Consider the following 15,601-nt stretch of genomic DNA (forward strand, 5'->3'; position numbering starts at 1 on the left):
AATGTTGTTACGATTTGGTAGGTAGGTTTATTACAGTCAATAAAAAATTGAGAACTATGCCCATTTTACTCATTGGCGGACTTTTCGTTACGTCCTGGGGCAGATTTTAGGGACAATTTGTGATGATTTTTCAAGCGAGGATGCTCAATTTAAGTTATGGTGATCGCCCAACACCCTAGGGGAATAAATGCTGCAATGGCGCTTCAACCTTGGTCACAACGGATCGGGTCACAACGGTGCTGGATTTGGCGGGGCTGGCAGATTCGTTACAGTTTTTGGCGCACGGTTCCAGAAAACAGAGGGCGATCGCCCCTTGTCCTCCTCCATGGATTTGGGGCGGCCCTGGAGCATTGGCGTCATTTAATGCCCTTGCTGGCCCAGGATCGCGATGTGTATGCCCTGGATTTATTAGGGTTTGGGGGTTCGCGGAAAGGCCGTGCAGAGTTTGGCGTCCCCCTCTGGACAGCCCAATTGAGCGACTTTTTAAACCTTGTGGTGCGGCGTCCGGTAATTTTGTTGGGCAATTCCCTTGGTTCTTTGGTCTGTGCCAACCTGGGCCAAGATCCGAAAAATCGGGTCGAGGCGATCGCCCTGATGAGTGTGCCGGATGTTGCCCAACGCCAAGCGATGCTCCCCAAACCTCTGCGCCCGATTGTCAATGGTTTGGAGCGCAGTGCCATGCAACCCTGGCTCCTGAAACTCATCTTTCGGGTGGCGCGTCGTCCCTTTGTCCTGAAAAATTGGCTGAAATTAGCCTATCCTTCCTGGCCAGACATTGATGCCGAACTGTTAGCAATTGTGCAGGCCCCGACCCTGGATCAAGATGCTGCTCAAGCATTTGTTGCCCTGAGTCGCCGCGTCGGTCAGCCAGGCTTTGCGCCGCCCATGGCCACGGTTTTTGCGAAAATGCCTTGCCCAATGTTGCTGCTCTGGGGCGAACAGGATCGCTTTGTCCCCGTGGCGATCGCCCCCCAACTTGCCGCCGTTAATCCCCGGATCACCCTCAAGATTTTGCCCGGCCTTGGCCACTGCCCCCACGACGAAGCCCCGGCCCTCATCTATGAATTATTTTCCCAATGGCTAGAAGGTGCCAGCGAGCTATAGTAATATATCCCCTTGGTTTTAGTACGTAGCGCCGCCCCAATTCCCCAGACCATGATGAAACACACCCTCTCAGTTCTTGTTGAAGACGAAGCCGGAGTCCTCACCCGCATTGCCGGACTCTTTGCCCGTCGTGGTTTTAACATCGAAAGCCTCGCCGTTGGCCCCGCCGAAAAAGAGGGTATTTCCCGGATTACCATGGTTGTTCCCTGCGACGAAAAAGAAATTGAACAGGTTTCTGCCCAACTCGACAAGCTCATCCACGTGCGGGAAGTGGACGATGTCACCGCCAAACCCTGTGTGGAACGGGAACTGATGTTGGTCAAGGTCAATGCCGATGCGAGCCAACGCTCTGAAGTGATGCAATTGGTCCAGGTTTTCCGGGCGCGGATCGTCGATATTTCTGACAGAACCGTGACGGTGCAGGTGGTGGGTGACCCCGGCAAAATGGTCGCTATCCTTCAAATGCTCGAAAAATTCGGCATCATTGAAGTGGCGCGGACTGGAAAATTAGCCCTCGTCCGGGAATCTGGCGTAAACACAGAATATCTAAAATCTGCGGGTAGAAAAGCCTAATTTCCCCTATGAATTTTGGGGACAGACAGTGCATTGCATTATTGATGAAACTGTCCTAAATCTTCTGAATTCCACAAAATTTTTCTTGATTTTCCTGGGACTGACTTGATGTTTCTTAACATCTAAGCCCGCCTTTGTGTGGCTAAGATCATGGGGTGACACATTTTGATCAGGGATAGTCTAGCTATGAATCAGTACCCCAACCCAAATCCTCAGCCTGAGGATGATGGCTCTGTGAATGAAGTCGCGAAACTGCGCCAAGAACAGCAAAAAGTGGATGCGATTCGGAAGAGGGTTTTGTTTAGGCGCATCGAAAATAGCATTTACATTCTCGTGGGTTTACTGGAAGTGCTGTTAGTCTTGCGGTTTTTCCTGCGGCTATCCGGCGCCAACCCAGAAAATACCTTTGCAAAATTTATCTATGCTCTTTCGGGGCCTTTTGTCTCGCCTTTTTCAACGCTGTTTATCAGCCCGGTAGAACGCACCGATGCAACCCTGGGCACGAATATTTTTGATGTCAATCTTCTCATTGCAATTGTGATCTATGCGCTGTTAGGCTTCCTCGCCAGTTGGATTGTTCGTTACATCTATCGGCAAGTGGCCCCGACGGATTTCTAGGGAGCGGTGAGCCTAAAAAAATTTTCATTGGGAGCCGGGCGAGAACCTTGTAAAATAGGGCGAATGTGCCTGCTGTCTTGCCCTTGGTTTAAAACAGTAGCGACAAAAATTTGTATTGAATTTATTCCTAGGCGATCGCCCCTGTATGACTTCTCCCGTTCGTTTTGCCCTGACAACTCCCCTCTATTACGTCAATGACGTGCCCCACATTGGCAGTGCCTACACAACGATGGTGGCCGATGCGATCGCCCGTTTCCATCGCCTCAAAGGGGATGACGTGCTCTTTATCACAGGCACCGACGAACATGGCCAAAAAATCCAGCGCACTGCCCAAGAAAAAGGCGTTGATCCCCAGGTACACTGCGACGAAATCATCGGCAGCTTCAAGGATCTTTGGCAACACTACAACATTCAATACGACCGCTTTAGCCGCACCACCGCCCCTAACCACGCAAAAATTGTTGCTGAATTTTTCCAGCGGGTCTGGGACAACGGCGACATTTACCTCGCCCAACAGCAAGGTTGGTATTGCGTTGCCTGCGAAGAATTTAAAGAAGAAAAAGACCTGATCAAAGACCATCACTGCGCGATCCACACCAACAAACAGGCCGAGTGGCGGGACGAAGAAAACTACTTTTTCCGTCTGTCTAAATATCAGGCCCAACTCGAAGCCCTCTACAGCGACAATCCCGATTTCATCCAGCCCGCCAGCCGTCGCAACGAAGTGATCAACTTTGTAAAGCAGGGACTGCAGGATTTTTCAATTTCCCGCGTTAATCTCGACTGGGGCTTTCCGGTGCCCACCGACGAGAACCACACGATCTATGTTTGGTTTGATGCGCTGTTGGGTTATGTCACGGCTCTGTTAGAAGACGGGGAAGCAGCCACCCTCGAAAATGCCCTGAAAAAATGGTGGCCGATCAACCTCCATTTAATTGGTAAAGATATTCTGCGCTTCCATGCAGTTTACTGGCCAGCGATGCTCATGTCAGCAAACCTGCCCCTGCCCGATAAAGTATTTGGCCACGGCTTTCTCACCAAAAATGGTCTCAAGATGGGTAAAAGCCTCGGCAATACCATCGACCCGATTGCCCTAGTGAATCAATATGGTGCCGATGCCCTGCGCTACTACTTCCTCAAGGAAGTGGAATTAGGCAAAGACGGTGATTTTAACGAAACTCGCTTCGTGAATGTGGTCAATGCTGACCTGGCCAATGACCTGGGGAATTTGCTGAACCGCACCCTAGGTATGCTGAAAAAATACTGCAAAAGCGAAATTCCGAACTTAGATCTCGGCACTATTCCCGTCGACCACCCCCTCAAGGCCCTTGGGGAAACCCTTGGCGATCGCACCTGTGCCGCCTACGACAACCTCAACTTTACCGCCGCCTGTCAGCAGGTATTAGCACTCATCCAAGCCAGCAACAAATACATCGATGACCGCGCCCCCTGGGCCTTATTTAAAGCGGGAGAACAAGCCCAAGTCGAGGAAATTCTCTTGACGATCCTAGAATCCGTACGTCTGGCGGCCTATTTACTCTCCCCGGTGATCCCCAATCTCAGCAATCAAATTTATCGTCAATTAGGTTTCCCTGGGGACTTCAATCGCCCTGAAGACCTTGTCAATCTGGCTCCCTTTGCCAGCCATAGCCGCTGGGGTCTGCCTTGGTCTGAACGAACCCTAACGAAAGCCCAGCCTATCTTTGCCCGCCTTGAAGTCCCTGAAGCCTCCGCCTAAGCGCAGCCCCAAAACCGAGGGAATGATAAAAGTTTTGACGAAGTTCCAGCTTTCTCAGTAAGCTTAGTTATTGGGTTTCCCTTTTTTACAATGGGGCATCTATTTTTTTATAAAAACTGTTTCATAAATATTTTCGTTTTAATAAAATCTCAAGAGGCATAATCACAATGCTGGATCACTTTGGTAGCGATCCGGTTTTCTCGCCTGAACAGGTACTTGAAAATCGAGGTCGTGTTGCGATCTTTATCGATGGTTCTAATCTATTCTATGCAGCGCTGCAATTAGGCATCGAAATCGACTACAGCAAACTTCTTTATCGTTTAACGGGCGGGTCACGGCTACTGCGGTCTTTTTTCTACACAGGGGTTGACCGGGCTAACGAAAAACAGCAAGGCTTTTTGTTGTGGATGCGCCGCAATGGTTATCGGGTCATCGCCAAGGATTTAGTGCAACTGCCGGATGGTTCGAAAAAAGCCAATTTGGACGTGGAAATTGCAGTGGATATGATGGCCCTCGTGGGCTCCTATGATACGGCGGTGCTCGTCAGTGGTGATGGGGATCTGGCCTATGCGGTGGATGCGGTCAGCTATCGGGGGGCACGGGTTGAGGTGGTTAGCCTGCGATCGATGACTAGCGATAGTTTGATTAATGTGGCAGACCGTTACATTGACCTAGAGCAAATCCAGACGGATATCCAAAAGCTCCATCGGGGCCAGTTTTCGGAACCAAGGCTAATGGAAGATCGTGGTGGTGGCACAATTGAGTTACCCAGTCATGAGTAAGTAAAGGTGATGGTGCGTTTGTGTCGATGGAAATGGGGGCGATCGCCAAAAATATTCGCCTTAGCACTACTCCTGATGGGGAATCTTGGGGGAATAACGGCCTGTCGCAATAGCCCGCCAGCGACGGAAACAGAACCCCAAAGCCAAAATTCCGAAAATCGCCTCATCGTCGAAGATGCCCTCCTCGAACAATCCGATGCCGAGGGAAATATTCTCTGGAAAATCCAGGCCGAAGAAGCCATCTATAGCCAAGACCGCAAAGCCGCCACCCTCACCAAGCTCGTGGGGAATCTCTACCAAGATGGGGAAGTGATCCTCAGTCTCCAGGCGAACAAGGGCCAGGTGATTAACGATGGCGATCGCATTATCCTCGAATCAGGGGTTTTGGTTACGGATAATCGTCAGGGGGCCGTCTTTGAAACCGAGAAAGCCGAGTGGGAACCCGCCAATTTCATCCTCCAGATCACCACGGGTCTCCAAGCCAAATATCCCAACGGCACACTCAGCGCCAAACAGGGTAAATATTTCATCGATCGCCAGGATTTAGAACTCGCCGATACCGTCGAGGTGGTCATTGTGGAGCCCCCCCTCCAACTCCAAGGCAGCAAGCTCAATTGGCTCGTGGCTGAAGATAAAATTACCGCCGCCGAGGGCCTCACTGTCCAGCGTTACACCGCAGAAACAATCACCGATCGCCTCCGGGCAGATCAAGGTGAAGCCCAACTCAAAGCCCAGAAAATTATTGTCAGTGGCAATGTTTTGTTAAATAGCCTTGACCCAGAGATTCAGTTTGCCAGCGGAGCCGCCACCTGGGATATCCAAGCGGGTATCATTACAGGTCAAGATTCTGTACAACTCACCCAAACCGCCGAACGAGTCCAATTTCGAGGCAACCAAGGACGCTACAATCTCAAGACTCAACAGGCGCAATTAAGCGGTGCGGTCAGGGGAACGGGCGAAGATCCCCCCACCTCCCTCAAGGCCAACCAAGTGGATTGGAATCTCACCGCCGAGGAAGTGGTGGCCGTGGGCAATGTGGTTTATGAACAGACTAACCCACGGGTCAAACTCAATGGCGATCGCGCCGTGGGCAAATTCAAACAAAATCAATTGGTGGTGACAGGGTCGGCCCAAAAACAAGTCACCACAGAAGTCATCCCCTAAGTGATCAACAAGTTCAGCACATCCTTAGGGAGCGACACAGCCCAGCAGCGAGGGGATACCAGTACAATGGTAAATCGCTAGGCACATCAGGCAGTGCATTTATCTAGTTGTAGGCAATTCACCAAAAAAGATATTGAGATCAGATAAGGCCATGGGTAAAGTTGCAGTTGGGTTATCAGGGGGCGTAGACAGTTCCGTCACCGCAGGGATTCTCCATCGCCAGGGCTATACTGTCGAAGGGGTCACCCTCTGGCTGATGAAAGGTAAAGGTCAATGTTGCTCGGAGGGGATGGTGGATGCGGCAGATATTTGTGAGCAATTGGGCATTCCCCACCACATCGTGGATAGCCGTGATTTGTTTCAGAAATACATTGTTGATTATGTTGTGTCTGGGTATGAAGTGGGGGTGACACCTTTACCCTGTTCCCAATGCAATCGGATGGTGAAATTTGGGCCAATGTTGCAATGGGCCAAGGCAGAGCTGGGCATTGATCAGATTGCGACGGGCCACTATGCCAGAATTCGTTACAACGACCAAACCGGACGCTATGAACTGTTGCGGGCGGTGGATCGCCATAAAGATCAATCCTATTTTCTCTATGATCTCACCCAGGAAATGCTGGCGGGGACGCTGTTTCCTTTGGGGGAAATGACCAAGGGCGAAACCCGGCAAATTGCGGCGGAAATGCAGCTTTCGACGGCAAAAAAACCAGAAAGCCAAGACCTCTGCCTCATTGAAGCCCACGGCTCGATGAAAACTTTTTTGGATAAATATATCGAACAGCGGGAAGGGGAGATCGTCGATCTTGATGGGAAAGTACTGGGACACCATACGGGTATCCATCATTACACCATTGGCCAACGAAAGGGCTTGGGCATTGCCGCCCCGGAACCCCTCTATGTGGTGAAGCTAGATAATGTGATGAATCGGGTAGTGGTGAGTACCCGCGATCGCGCTGGTCAGTCTGAATGTACGGTACAGCGCATGAATTGGTTGGCGCTCCCAGGCATTACAAGCCCCATCCGCGCAGAGGTGCAGGTGCGTTATCGCAGTGGTGCGGTGCCTGTGACGGTGATTCCGCTAGAAGGCGATCGCCTCAAACTGGTTTTTGAAGAACCCCAATTCGGGATTACCCCTGGTCAGGCGGCCGTACTTTATGACGGTGATCGGGTGCTGGGGGGCGGCATTATCGAACATCCCGAAGCGGCTTAGTTCTATTGGCCGGACATTTAGGGGCGAGGGGAAACCAGCCGTTGCCGTTGGGCCTGTTCAATGGCTTCAAACAATGCTTGAAAATTCCCTTCGCCAAACCCCTGGGCCTGTTGTTTGCGTTCAATAAATTCCCAGAAAAATGTCGGCTCTTTAAAAATGGGCTGGGTGAAAATTTGTAGGAGCATTTCCTTAGGCGATCGCACCACATCCACGAGGATTTTTTCCTGTTGAATTTGGGGCCAATGGGGTAATGTTTCTAGGTGGGGATAGCGATCATAGAGATTCTTGTAATAGGTGGCCGGAACGTCGAGAAATGCCATATTTGTCCGGCGAAAGTGCCCGATTTGCTCCGGTAAGTTTTTGTATTTTAGGGCGATATGTTGAATCCCAGCACCACGATTAAACTCGATAAATTCTTGGATTTGGGAACGCTGTGCCGTTTCCGGATTTTCACAGCAGTCTCCCGGTTGATTAATGGGTAGTTGAATTCCGCTGGGATGGGAAAGAACCTGGGAAGCGAGGCCGGAATAGTTGGTTTTGATCGTAAAAGTTTGCTGACGGTTAAACCCAAATTTATCTTCGTACCATTGCACCGTTTCTTGAAGTTTTCCTACTGGTACATTGAGCACTAAATGATCGATTTGGGTATTCGTTCTAGGAACTGTATCTCGATAAATAAGGGTGTGTTGAAACCCAACATTATTGCGTAATACGGTAACAGATTGATCAGTATTTTTTGGTTGAAAAAAAGCTTTTTGGTCAATATAAAAGGCGACATCCGCAACACCACAGGGATGATGGGTTAAATACTGGGCGACCGGATCGGCAGGGGATTGGGGTGCCGAGAGCATCAGGGTTAACTCTGGGCTACTGAGTTGAATGGTGTTCTCAGGTAAAAACGGAAATGTTGCTTGGGGAGCGGTGATGTTGAGTTGAAATTTTGTTTGAAACCAGGTTTGCCAATAATCCAGATCGTCTACATAGAAATGGACATAGGCGATCGCCAAATTCGGGGGGCTCTGGTTTGCCATGTGTCGGGAAAGATAAACAACAGCTCCTATTCAACTTAGCGTACTTTCTCAGGATTGACCGATGGCTTGGGTTATTGCTGGGAGCGTTCGAGAAAGTCTTGATTGAGCTGGGCTGCTTTTTTACCGCAGAGGTAACTGGCGATCGCCAAGGGAAGCCAAATTACCGTCAGAATCCGACCGAAGCGCTCCCCGGTGCGGCGAATGTCTGCTTCGGTGCCGAGGACAATTTTTAAACGGTCTCCCAGGGGATCGACCAATTGTTGATCCCGCAGGGCCGCCACCACCGTGATCGTTTGGCCGTGGGGCAGGACGCGACGATCTAAATCCGTCGTAATGTAATCAAGCCTGTCCCAGTCTGCGGCAGTGAGGGGAAAGGTTTGATCGGCGTAGGTAATGGCTTTGGGTTTACTTAAGCGAGCAGATTCTCCGGTGCGTTCAATCTTGGGGCGCTGGTCAGGCTCCGGTTGCGCCGCCGGGAAGGGCAATTGCTCCAGGGCGATCGCCAAGGGAATGCGAGTCTCCCCATCACTCAAAAAAACCTGCTCAACGGCGGCTTCCCAAGTAAACAGCACCTTTTGGATCGTATCTTCGGCAGCACTAGGGCCATTGCGGGCTGTGAGCGCAATTTTGCCCTGAATGACCTGTAGGGCGGGATCATCGGGCAGCGTCGGCGGATTGTCCGCCACAAGGTAGCCTTCGAGCTTAATGAGATCGCGATTCGTCGTTGCTTCACTGGCGGCCTGTACCGAAAGCGACTCCACCTGGGCAAGTTCCTGAGATGTTTTGAGAGCTTGGCCCGTTAGCCCCATCACCAAAGAGATCACCGCTAAACCACCACTGGCGATCGCCCCCAGCACGAGGAATTCAAATTTGGCATATTCATTTTCACTGACATTGCGCGGTGCGTCTTTCCACCAACTCCAGCGCATCCGTCGTTTTGGGCTCATGGCTTTTCGGGGTGGGTTACAACGAAAAATTTGTCACGAAAAATTCGGGGCGATCGCCTTTGAAATACATTTTAAAAACTAAGCTTTAGGGCATTAACGGGCACATCATCCCAAGAATCAACGGTGCGGATTTTTGCTTCCCAGCCGATGGTGGTTTTATCCGTGGCAAGTTTTTGTTTCCATTGCTCATGGCAATCCTTCGCGGCTTCTTCATTTTGACAAGCGATACAAGCTTGAAGAATGCCCGTTGGATCAATTTGTTCATTTACCCAAATGGTCATCGCAGCTACCTTAAAATGATTTCACCGCTCATTTTAGCAACCTCTTTTAAGGGCTCGATCAACTTGGTGATGGAGTGTTGCAAGATCCAAAGAATTATCAAGCACCACATCAGCGCGCTGGATTTTTTCGGCGAGGGGCATCTGGCTGGCGATCCGCGCTTGGGCCTGGGCAATGCTTAACTGGTTACGTTGCTGGAGCCTCGCCAACTGCTGCTCAGGCGTACAGGCAACCACCCAAATTTCCGTGACAAAATCCGTTAACTGCGCCTCAAACAGCAGTGGGATCGCGCAAATTACCGTGGCTTGTGTCTCCTGAATGGTTGCTAAGGCTTCACGGAAACGCTGGCGCACGTAGGGATGAATCTGGGTTTCAAGCCACAGTTTTTCGTCGGGATCGTTAAAAACAATGTCCCCTAAAGCTTGGCGATTGAGGGAACCATCGGCGTTTTGAATCCCTGCACCGTAGCGGGTAAAAATTTGCGTCAATATTGCGGAGGGAGGGGCGATCGCCTCACGGGCATAAACATCTGCATCAAGAATGGGGAGCTGGTAGCGTTGGGCTAAATAAGTCGTTACTGTAGTTTTTCCCGTCGCGATGCCCCCCGTCAGACCAATGATTCTTGGTTTTGTCACTTTATGGTGCGACATGACGTTTCACCAACAGTGGAATTCCGCAGTCATGCCAAAATTCAGGGCTTATCCCGCCACTAGACAGGCCGCCATGCATAAATCTTTCGACGATGAAATGTTCTCTATGATTTATGGAGTGACCTGTCGCTACTTCGTATTCCTTCTCGATGATGCTTTTGAGTTGTTCAGGTGTGTCTGGCATATCAATTTTATCTAGTCTTTCTTTCAACTCACACCAAAGATATGGATCACTTCGGAATCCCCATTGCGTAGGTTCGTCTGCGAATATTTCAGATATTTTCATTTTCTGTCAGCACCATAACGCTTCACATCACCGGCCATAAAAAGTAGAGCGAGGAACGAGTAGCGCATTTTGCGGTTCAAGTGCATGTAATTGTTAGGTTCTTCATAGGTTTTCAAAGTAACAGATCCCCTTACCGGCAAGATTTTTGACTTCGACGAGCTTTGGGTGAAGTATATTATTTGAGTTGTGAGCAATTAGCTCAGGTAACGGCAGACTGATACCTTTGCCAAGGGGCTTAAATAACAGCACGCACAACCCATGCTTCAAATCCTCCCCAATACATTCTTTGACATCTTCGATTTCAGCAATCCCTATAACCCAATTCATTTTTCTTGAAATATTAAGATTAAGAACGACATATTTTGAAGAAGGCAAGATTGTTAGCGTTACCCCATGCGTGAACCCGCACTCTTTTTTTAGGAATTCATTGTCCTGACCCAGGTTGTTCCGACCCACTATGCCTGGCTCTGGATCGCCCTCTTTATACCAAAGAGCTTTATGTAGCTCTTTGGTATAGTTTGAATTATCGAATTTCTCTCCAAATAAGACATGACCAAGACCAATTGCCAGCTTAGCCATAAACCGAACATCATAACGAAGGTACATTGACAATCGGTTTTTTCGCTCCTGACCGTTACTGCACTTTTTGTTGAAATACGCAATCCGTTTTAAATCCAACTCGTCCGGCTCAGAAAAGCCAATGTCCGCTAAACTAGCCCCTGCAACTTCAGTGCATGACACCTTTCTAACTTTTCTACCATTAAACGCATCTTCGAAAGATAGCCAAGTAATTATTGGATTCTTTTGAGATCGCTCTGACCATATAAAGTAGGCTCTGGTCCTTACTTTTTTTACTGTTCTTGGGTTGCCCCCGGAGTACCAATACATCCGTTCGTCCGAAGGACGAATCCAATATATTTGTTCACCTAAAGGCCCAATCCAGCACTCACATATTTCTTCTTCTTTCATATTTGGAGGGATAAGATCAGATATCCCCATATTTTTTAAAGGAAGTGGAGTTGGACTATCAGGATCGAAAAAGGAATATGCCGCTTCGTTTAATGTATTAAAAACCAAAAAGTCTTTTTCAAAGGATGCATCTACAAACAACCCCAGATTACTATTACACGTAGCACATACATTTCTTGTTTTCAGGTAGTCAGGTGCCTGCGCGCCACCTAAAAACTGTGAGATCACATGTTCTAATGTAAACTCATCATCATTTTTATCGGTCTTACAGTAGATGCAGGTTTTCACTTCGAAAATTCCTTTATCTCAATAAACTCCAACGAGCATTCTTGAACCTAACTAGGAGTCATACCGCACCTGCAGCATAACAACCCAAATCTACCAGAATATTACCGTAGACTTTGACTACAGAATAGCGGTCAATACTATGATCACAGATGCTTGAAGAGCATTTAACTCAAGTCGCAGTTGCTTACCAATGATCGCCGCTGCCTTTTCCAGCAATTCATCCAAGAAAAAAACTGATATGCTGATTGTTTTTCATTTTGGCGATTTTTGGCGATCGCCGCACGGCCATAAATATCGGCATCAAAAATGGGGAGCTGGTAGCGTTGGGTCAAGTAAGTCTTGCTGTACTTTTTCCCGTCGCAATGCCCCCCGTCAAACCGATGATTCTTGGCTGCGTCACCGTGCGCGCATCATCCTATAGTTTTGCGTGGCTGCCATCACAAAACGGTGGATCTTGAGTGTGCTTACAAAGACACAAGGTCACTTTTTTCTTTTCTTCTAGGGTGAACTTTTGGGGCTTGAATTCCGTGCCTTTGTGGCTGCCATCACAAAAGGGTTGATCTGCAGATTGACCGCAGGCACACCAGAAATAATCGCCGGCCTCAAGTTCCAGCGTCATGGGCTTTTTGGCTGCAATCGTTGGTTTAGCCATATTCATTTTTCCTCTATAAACTGTGAGCAACAAACTCGGCTGACCTAGGGCAAATCAAACAATAAAAATTCCGTCTCGGCCCCTTGACCTGCAAAAATCAGTTCTGTTTCACCACTAATGCCAGCGCCATCGCCCGCTTCCATCCTAACGCCATTAACCGTGAGGCTTCCTTTGACAATTTGTAGCCAAGCACGACGGCCCGCCGCTAATGGATGGGTAACCGTGGCTCCGGTAGAGAGCAGTGCCGCGTAAATCGAAGCATTCTGGTGAATTTTTACAGAGCGATCGCGGCCATCGGGGGAAGCAACAATCCGTAACTGATTTTCTTTTTCTTCCGGGGCGAAATAGGTCTGCTCGTAGCTTGGTTCTACACCCAGTTGATCGGGGGTAATCCAAATCTGCAATAAATGCACAGGCTGTTCTGACGAGGGATTAAATTCGCTGTGCAAAATGCCAGTACCTGCGCTCATGCGTTGCACATCCCCAGGGCGAATAATCGAACCATTGCCAATGTTGTCTTTGTGGGCCAATTCCCCTTCGAGGACATAGGTGACAATCTCCATATCGCGGTGGCCATGGGTGGCGAATCCTTTGCCTGGGGCAATGTAATCTTCATTGATCACCCGCAGGTTAGAAAAATTCATGTGGGCCGGATCGTAGTACTGGGAAAACGAAAAACTAAAGTAGCTCTCTAGCCAATCTAGTTTGCCACGACCCCTTTCAGCAGAGGGACGGAGTTGAATCATAAAAACCTCCGAGGCGTTTTTTAGCGGGTTTAGGTGATTGCTTCTATTTTAGATTGCCGCCAAATAAAAGACAATAAGCTATTTTATATGCAAAATGTATCTCAAAAAGAAACAATAAGCCATGGATAAATTAGCCAGTCTGTATGCTTTTACCCAGGTGGTGGAAGCGGGAGGATTCGCGGCGGCGGCGCGGCAGATGAATGTTGGGCGATCGGCGGTGAATAAACTGGTGATTGCCCTCGAAAATCAACTCCAAGTGCAACTCCTCCACCGCAGTACCCGCAAGGTAACACCGACTCCTACGGGCTTGGCCTTCTATGAAAAATGTGTCCAGATTTTGGCGGATCTAGAGGAGGCAGAGTTAGCTGCATCACAACTCCACGGGGAACCCAAAGGCTTGTTACGGATAAATGCGCCGATGACCTTTGGCCAGATGCAGGTGGCGCCCCTCGTGGCAAAATTCATGGCCCAATATCCCCAGGTGCAGATCCAACTCACCCTAGAGGATCGGTTTGTGGATGCGATCGCCGAAGGCTATGACCTCGTGATTCGGATCGCTGAACCCGTCGAATCGGCCAGTCTCATTAGTCATCCCCTCTGTGAGACAAAATTAATCCTCTGTGCGGCCCCCAGCTACCTAGAACGCCATGGTATCCCCCAAAGTCCTGGGGATCTGGCTCACCACAACTGTTTGCGCTACGGCCCCACAGGCAATACCTGGCATTTGGTCGGCCCCCAAGGGGAAGTTTCTGTTAACGTGTCCGGCTCTTTTTGTGCGAACAACGGTGAAGCATTGGCGATCGCCGCGGCAGCGGGCCTAGGCATTGCCCAGTTACCCCAATTTATCCTCGATGCAGCCCCCTGGACAGAACAACTCACGGTGGTCTTGCCTGAATACAATCACCGCACCCTCAGTACCTATGCCCTCTATCCCATCAATCGCCATCTTTCCACCAAGGTAAAACTCCTGTGCGAATTTCTCCAGCAACACCTTGCTGCTGCTGATCCTTCAGGCTAACTTGAAACACAAAAAAACCTTCCCTTGAGGTTTGGGAAGGCTTTCTGTTTTTTATGGTATGCGGATGGCGAGACTCGAACTCGCAAGGATCGCTCCACACGCCCCTCAAGCGTGCGTGTCTACCAATTCCACCACATCCGCTCGTTTTGACTTGAACGAATATAGCATACTCATTTGGCGATCGCCAAGAGTTTTTGAGAAAAAAATTATCCAATCTCTGAAAATGGTTCTTATCTTTGCCGAAAGTCTCCAGCCGATTTCTGTCTGGTTAATTTCTGGACTGACCTTGGTCTGGGTTTTGGGACTTGGAGCGTAACGAGATTTGTCGTTGCTGGTTATAAATGGGGCGCTGTTGCTCAATGCGATTAGCCACCTGAATCTGTTGTTGCAGTTGATCCGTCGAGGAAACCAACTGACTGAGACCATTCACCAAATCAATGAGATTTTTCCGAAACTGCGGATCTCCGGTTAGCTCATCCAGGTCTGAGGTGATTTTTTGAGTATTTTCAAAGGTGACCCGGGCTGCATCAAGGGTTTTTTGCAACATCAACACATTGGTTGGATCGTTCAGAGCCGTTGAGACATCCTTGAGATTTTCCGAAGCCGTTGCCGCGTTGGCCGTTAGCACCGTGAGATTATCCAAAATTTCCTCGGTATTTGCTGCACTGAGATTTTGATTGACCGTATCGAGGGTTGTATCAAAGGAAGCCAAAGTACGCTGCATTTGATCACTGGTGCGCCCAATGCTATTGAGGGTACCCACCAGGGCCTGGCGATTTTCGACCACAAGGCTATTAAAATTCCCTGTTAGCGTATTCACCTGTTCGAGGGTGCGGTTGAGTTGATTGGAACTGGTCACTGCCGCATCACTAATGGCTTGGGCATTCTCGGCAAAATTATCCACTTCCCCCCGCACTTCCTGAGATAACAGCGCTAATTCTTCGGTAAGGATCGCCACCTGGGCCGCCGCATCACTGGAATTGTCTGCCAAGGTACGCACAATTTCAAAGAACTCTGGATCACCATACAGTTCACTAAATTTAGTGGTGTTGCGGAGCACCTGCTCGAAGCTCACCCCGATCACCCCCTCTAGGGTTGTACCATCACAGAGAATTGCTCCTTTTTCCGGGCAGTCCGCTGCGAAGGGACTCTGGGCCATTTCTGCTTGGGTTAATTCTGTTTGGGGAATAATTTCGAGGGAGGTTTCTCCGATAAGTCCCCCTTGGTTGGCCTCGACCACGACCTCTCGCGGCATGATCAGATCGGGGGTTTGGATTTGAATTTGGATCTCAACGCCATTGCTAGAAGGTTGTACGTCAATGATGCGCCCCACCTCCAGGCCCCGGTAGCGGACGATCGCCCCCTCTTGCATCGCATTGGCATTGTCAAAGCGGACATTAATCGAATAAGTGCGTTTCCCCAGGGTTGCCCCTGTCAGCCAGATGAGCACGACGCCGAGCAGGGAGAGTCCAGCGAAAATAAATAAACCGAGGGAGCCTTCTTTGAGGGTACGCGATCGCATTGGATTCGTCAGTAGGGGGGA

The 15,601-nt window shown here is 49.5% G+C and carries 18 protein-coding genes and 1 tRNA gene; 9 read left to right on the forward strand and 10 right to left on the reverse strand.

The features are described 5' to 3' along the window. The first annotated feature begins 195 nt into the window (after positions 1 to 195). The 7 genes from AACQ84_RS13590 to mnmA all read left to right on the forward strand — a co-directional run bounded on the left by AACQ84_RS13590 (position 196) and on the right by mnmA (position 7,192). Entirely contained in the window at positions 196 to 1,104 is a 909-nt protein-coding gene (locus tag AACQ84_RS13590; RefSeq protein ID WP_012308297.1) for an alpha/beta fold hydrolase, read from the forward strand. Between the two features lie 54 nt (positions 1,105 to 1,158). Beyond that, positions 1,159 to 1,677, forward strand: a complete 519-nt coding sequence (gene ilvN / locus AACQ84_RS13595; RefSeq protein ID WP_012308298.1) for an acetolactate synthase small subunit — start codon at positions 1,159 to 1,161, stop codon at positions 1,675 to 1,677. Positions 1,678 to 1,863: 186 nt separating this feature from the next. After that, positions 1,864 to 2,295 (forward strand): YggT family protein, encoded by a 432-nt coding sequence (locus tag AACQ84_RS13600; protein ID WP_012308299.1) that lies wholly within the window; start codon positions 1,864 to 1,866, stop codon positions 2,293 to 2,295. A 145-nt stretch (positions 2,296 to 2,440) separates the two neighbouring features. Further along, positions 2,441 to 4,033, forward strand: coding sequence for a methionine--tRNA ligase (gene metG, locus AACQ84_RS13605; RefSeq protein WP_012308300.1), 1,593 nt, complete (start codon positions 2,441 to 2,443; stop codon positions 4,031 to 4,033). Between the two features lie 167 nt (positions 4,034 to 4,200). Further along, positions 4,201 to 4,815 carry a LabA-like NYN domain-containing protein gene (locus AACQ84_RS13610; protein ID WP_012308301.1) on the forward strand — a complete coding sequence of 205 codons (615 nt, stop codon included), beginning with the start codon at positions 4,201 to 4,203 and terminating at the stop codon, positions 4,813 to 4,815. Between the two features lie 9 nt (positions 4,816 to 4,824). Beyond that, positions 4,825 to 5,979, forward strand: a complete 1,155-nt coding sequence (gene lptC / locus AACQ84_RS13615) for an LPS export ABC transporter periplasmic protein LptC (protein WP_083764476.1) — start codon at positions 4,825 to 4,827, stop codon at positions 5,977 to 5,979. A gap of 151 nt (positions 5,980 to 6,130) precedes the next feature. Next, positions 6,131 to 7,192, forward strand: coding sequence for a tRNA 2-thiouridine(34) synthase MnmA (gene mnmA / locus AACQ84_RS13620; RefSeq protein WP_041443663.1), 1,062 nt, complete (start codon positions 6,131 to 6,133; stop codon positions 7,190 to 7,192). A gap of 17 nt (positions 7,193 to 7,209) precedes the next feature. On the opposite strand, the gene AACQ84_RS13625 is transcribed toward mnmA, so the two are convergent. From AACQ84_RS13625 to AACQ84_RS13650, 6 genes are all read right to left on the reverse strand, one after another. After that, a complete protein-coding gene (locus AACQ84_RS13625) occupies positions 7,210 to 8,223 on the reverse strand; it encodes a VOC family protein (RefSeq protein ID WP_012308304.1) in 1,014 nt (337 codons plus the stop codon). A gap of 71 nt (positions 8,224 to 8,294) precedes the next feature. Then, a complete protein-coding gene (locus AACQ84_RS13630) occupies positions 8,295 to 9,170 on the reverse strand; it encodes a hypothetical protein (protein ID WP_041443664.1) in 876 nt (291 codons plus the stop codon). Positions 9,171 to 9,241: 71 nt separating this feature from the next. Then, positions 9,242 to 9,451 carry a hypothetical protein gene (locus AACQ84_RS13635; protein ID WP_012308307.1) on the reverse strand — a complete coding sequence of 70 codons (210 nt, stop codon included), beginning with the start codon at positions 9,449 to 9,451 and terminating at the stop codon, positions 9,242 to 9,244. A gap of 33 nt (positions 9,452 to 9,484) precedes the next feature. Further along, positions 9,485 to 10,099, reverse strand: a complete 615-nt coding sequence (gene coaE, locus AACQ84_RS13640) for a dephospho-CoA kinase (RefSeq protein WP_012308308.1) — start codon at positions 10,097 to 10,099, stop codon at positions 9,485 to 9,487. Then, complete coding sequence (locus AACQ84_RS13645) at positions 10,086 to 10,385, reverse strand: hypothetical protein (protein WP_041443665.1); 300 nt, start codon at positions 10,383 to 10,385, stop codon at positions 10,086 to 10,088. The genes coaE and AACQ84_RS13645 overlap by 14 nt, the downstream gene beginning before the upstream one ends. A 102-nt stretch (positions 10,386 to 10,487) precedes the next feature. After that, positions 10,488 to 11,642: an HNH endonuclease gene (locus tag AACQ84_RS13650; RefSeq protein ID WP_012308309.1), complete on the reverse strand. Its 1,155-nt coding sequence runs from the start codon at positions 11,640 to 11,642 to the stop codon at positions 10,488 to 10,490. 238 nt (positions 11,643 to 11,880) lie between these two features. Between AACQ84_RS13650 and AACQ84_RS13655 the strand changes: the two genes are divergently transcribed. After that, the gene (locus AACQ84_RS13655; protein WP_156785479.1) at positions 11,881 to 12,063 is read left to right on the forward strand and encodes a hypothetical protein; all 183 of its coding nucleotides are present in this window, start codon (positions 11,881 to 11,883) and stop codon (positions 12,061 to 12,063) included. Here AACQ84_RS13655 and AACQ84_RS13660 read toward each other — a convergent pair. Together AACQ84_RS13660 and AACQ84_RS13665 are read right to left on the reverse strand one after the other, a co-directional pair. After that, positions 12,058 to 12,294, reverse strand: a complete 237-nt coding sequence (locus AACQ84_RS13660) for a CDGSH iron-sulfur domain-containing protein (RefSeq protein WP_041443667.1) — start codon at positions 12,292 to 12,294, stop codon at positions 12,058 to 12,060. The two genes, AACQ84_RS13655 and AACQ84_RS13660, sit on opposite strands and share 6 nt — an antisense overlap. Before the next feature lie 44 nt (positions 12,295 to 12,338). After that, a complete protein-coding gene (locus AACQ84_RS13665; protein ID WP_012308311.1) occupies positions 12,339 to 13,040 on the reverse strand; it encodes a pirin family protein in 702 nt (233 codons plus the stop codon). A 121-nt stretch (positions 13,041 to 13,161) separates the two neighbouring features. On the opposite strand from AACQ84_RS13665, the gene AACQ84_RS13670 reads away from it, so the two are divergent. Beyond that, positions 13,162 to 14,058 (forward strand): LysR family transcriptional regulator, encoded by an 897-nt coding sequence (locus AACQ84_RS13670; protein WP_041443668.1) that lies wholly within the window; start codon positions 13,162 to 13,164, stop codon positions 14,056 to 14,058. A 59-nt stretch (positions 14,059 to 14,117) separates the two neighbouring features. Here AACQ84_RS13670 and AACQ84_RS13675 read toward each other — a convergent pair. Both AACQ84_RS13675 and AACQ84_RS13680 read right to left on the reverse strand, forming a co-directional pair. Further along, a tRNA-Leu gene (locus AACQ84_RS13675) sits at positions 14,118 to 14,199 on the reverse strand. Between the two features lie 127 nt (positions 14,200 to 14,326). After that, positions 14,327 to 15,580, reverse strand: coding sequence for an MlaD family protein (locus AACQ84_RS13680; protein WP_012308313.1), 1,254 nt, complete (start codon positions 15,578 to 15,580; stop codon positions 14,327 to 14,329). Between the last annotated feature and the right edge of the window lie 21 nt (positions 15,581 to 15,601).

The sequence above is a fragment of the Picosynechococcus sp. PCC 7002 genome (genome assembly GCF_963860125.1).
Classification (GTDB): Bacteria; Cyanobacteriota; Cyanobacteriia; order Cyanobacteriales; family MRBY01; genus MRBY01.

Excerpts from the sequence above, each read along its gene's own strand:
- AACQ84_RS13590 (WP_012308297.1), top strand. The coding sequence starts at position 196 with ATGGCGCTTCAACCTTGGTCACAACGGATCGGGTCACAACGGTGCTGG.
- ilvN (WP_012308298.1), top strand. The coding sequence starts at position 1,159 with ATGAAACACACCCTCTCAGTTCTTGTTGAAGACGAAGCCGGAGTCCTC.
- AACQ84_RS13600 (WP_012308299.1), top strand. The coding sequence starts at position 1,864 with ATGAATCAGTACCCCAACCCAAATCCTCAGCCTGAGGATGATGGCTCT.
- metG (WP_012308300.1), top strand. The coding sequence starts at position 2,441 with ATGACTTCTCCCGTTCGTTTTGCCCTGACAACTCCCCTCTATTACGTC.
- AACQ84_RS13610 (WP_012308301.1), top strand. The coding sequence starts at position 4,201 with ATGCTGGATCACTTTGGTAGCGATCCGGTTTTCTCGCCTGAACAGGTA.
- lptC (WP_083764476.1), top strand. The coding sequence starts at position 4,825 with ATGGTGCGTTTGTGTCGATGGAAATGGGGGCGATCGCCAAAAATATTC.
- mnmA (WP_041443663.1), top strand. The coding sequence starts at position 6,131 with ATGGGTAAAGTTGCAGTTGGGTTATCAGGGGGCGTAGACAGTTCCGTC.
- AACQ84_RS13625 (WP_012308304.1), bottom strand. The coding sequence starts at position 8,223 with ATGGCAAACCAGAGCCCCCCGAATTTGGCGATCGCCTATGTCCATTTC.
- AACQ84_RS13630 (WP_041443664.1), bottom strand. The coding sequence starts at position 9,170 with ATGAGCCCAAAACGACGGATGCGCTGGAGTTGGTGGAAAGACGCACCG.
- AACQ84_RS13635 (WP_012308307.1), bottom strand. The coding sequence starts at position 9,451 with ATGACCATTTGGGTAAATGAACAAATTGATCCAACGGGCATTCTTCAA.
- coaE (WP_012308308.1), bottom strand. The coding sequence starts at position 10,099 with ATGTCGCACCATAAAGTGACAAAACCAAGAATCATTGGTCTGACGGGG.
- AACQ84_RS13645 (WP_041443665.1), bottom strand. The coding sequence starts at position 10,385 with ATGAAAATATCTGAAATATTCGCAGACGAACCTACGCAATGGGGATTC.
- AACQ84_RS13655 (WP_156785479.1), top strand. The coding sequence starts at position 11,881 with ATGCTGATTGTTTTTCATTTTGGCGATTTTTGGCGATCGCCGCACGGC.
- AACQ84_RS13660 (WP_041443667.1), bottom strand. The coding sequence starts at position 12,294 with ATGGCTAAACCAACGATTGCAGCCAAAAAGCCCATGACGCTGGAACTT.
- AACQ84_RS13665 (WP_012308311.1), bottom strand. The coding sequence starts at position 13,040 with ATGATTCAACTCCGTCCCTCTGCTGAAAGGGGTCGTGGCAAACTAGAT.
- AACQ84_RS13670 (WP_041443668.1), top strand. The coding sequence starts at position 13,162 with ATGGATAAATTAGCCAGTCTGTATGCTTTTACCCAGGTGGTGGAAGCG.
- AACQ84_RS13680 (WP_012308313.1), bottom strand. The coding sequence starts at position 15,580 with ATGCGATCGCGTACCCTCAAAGAAGGCTCCCTCGGTTTATTTATTTTC.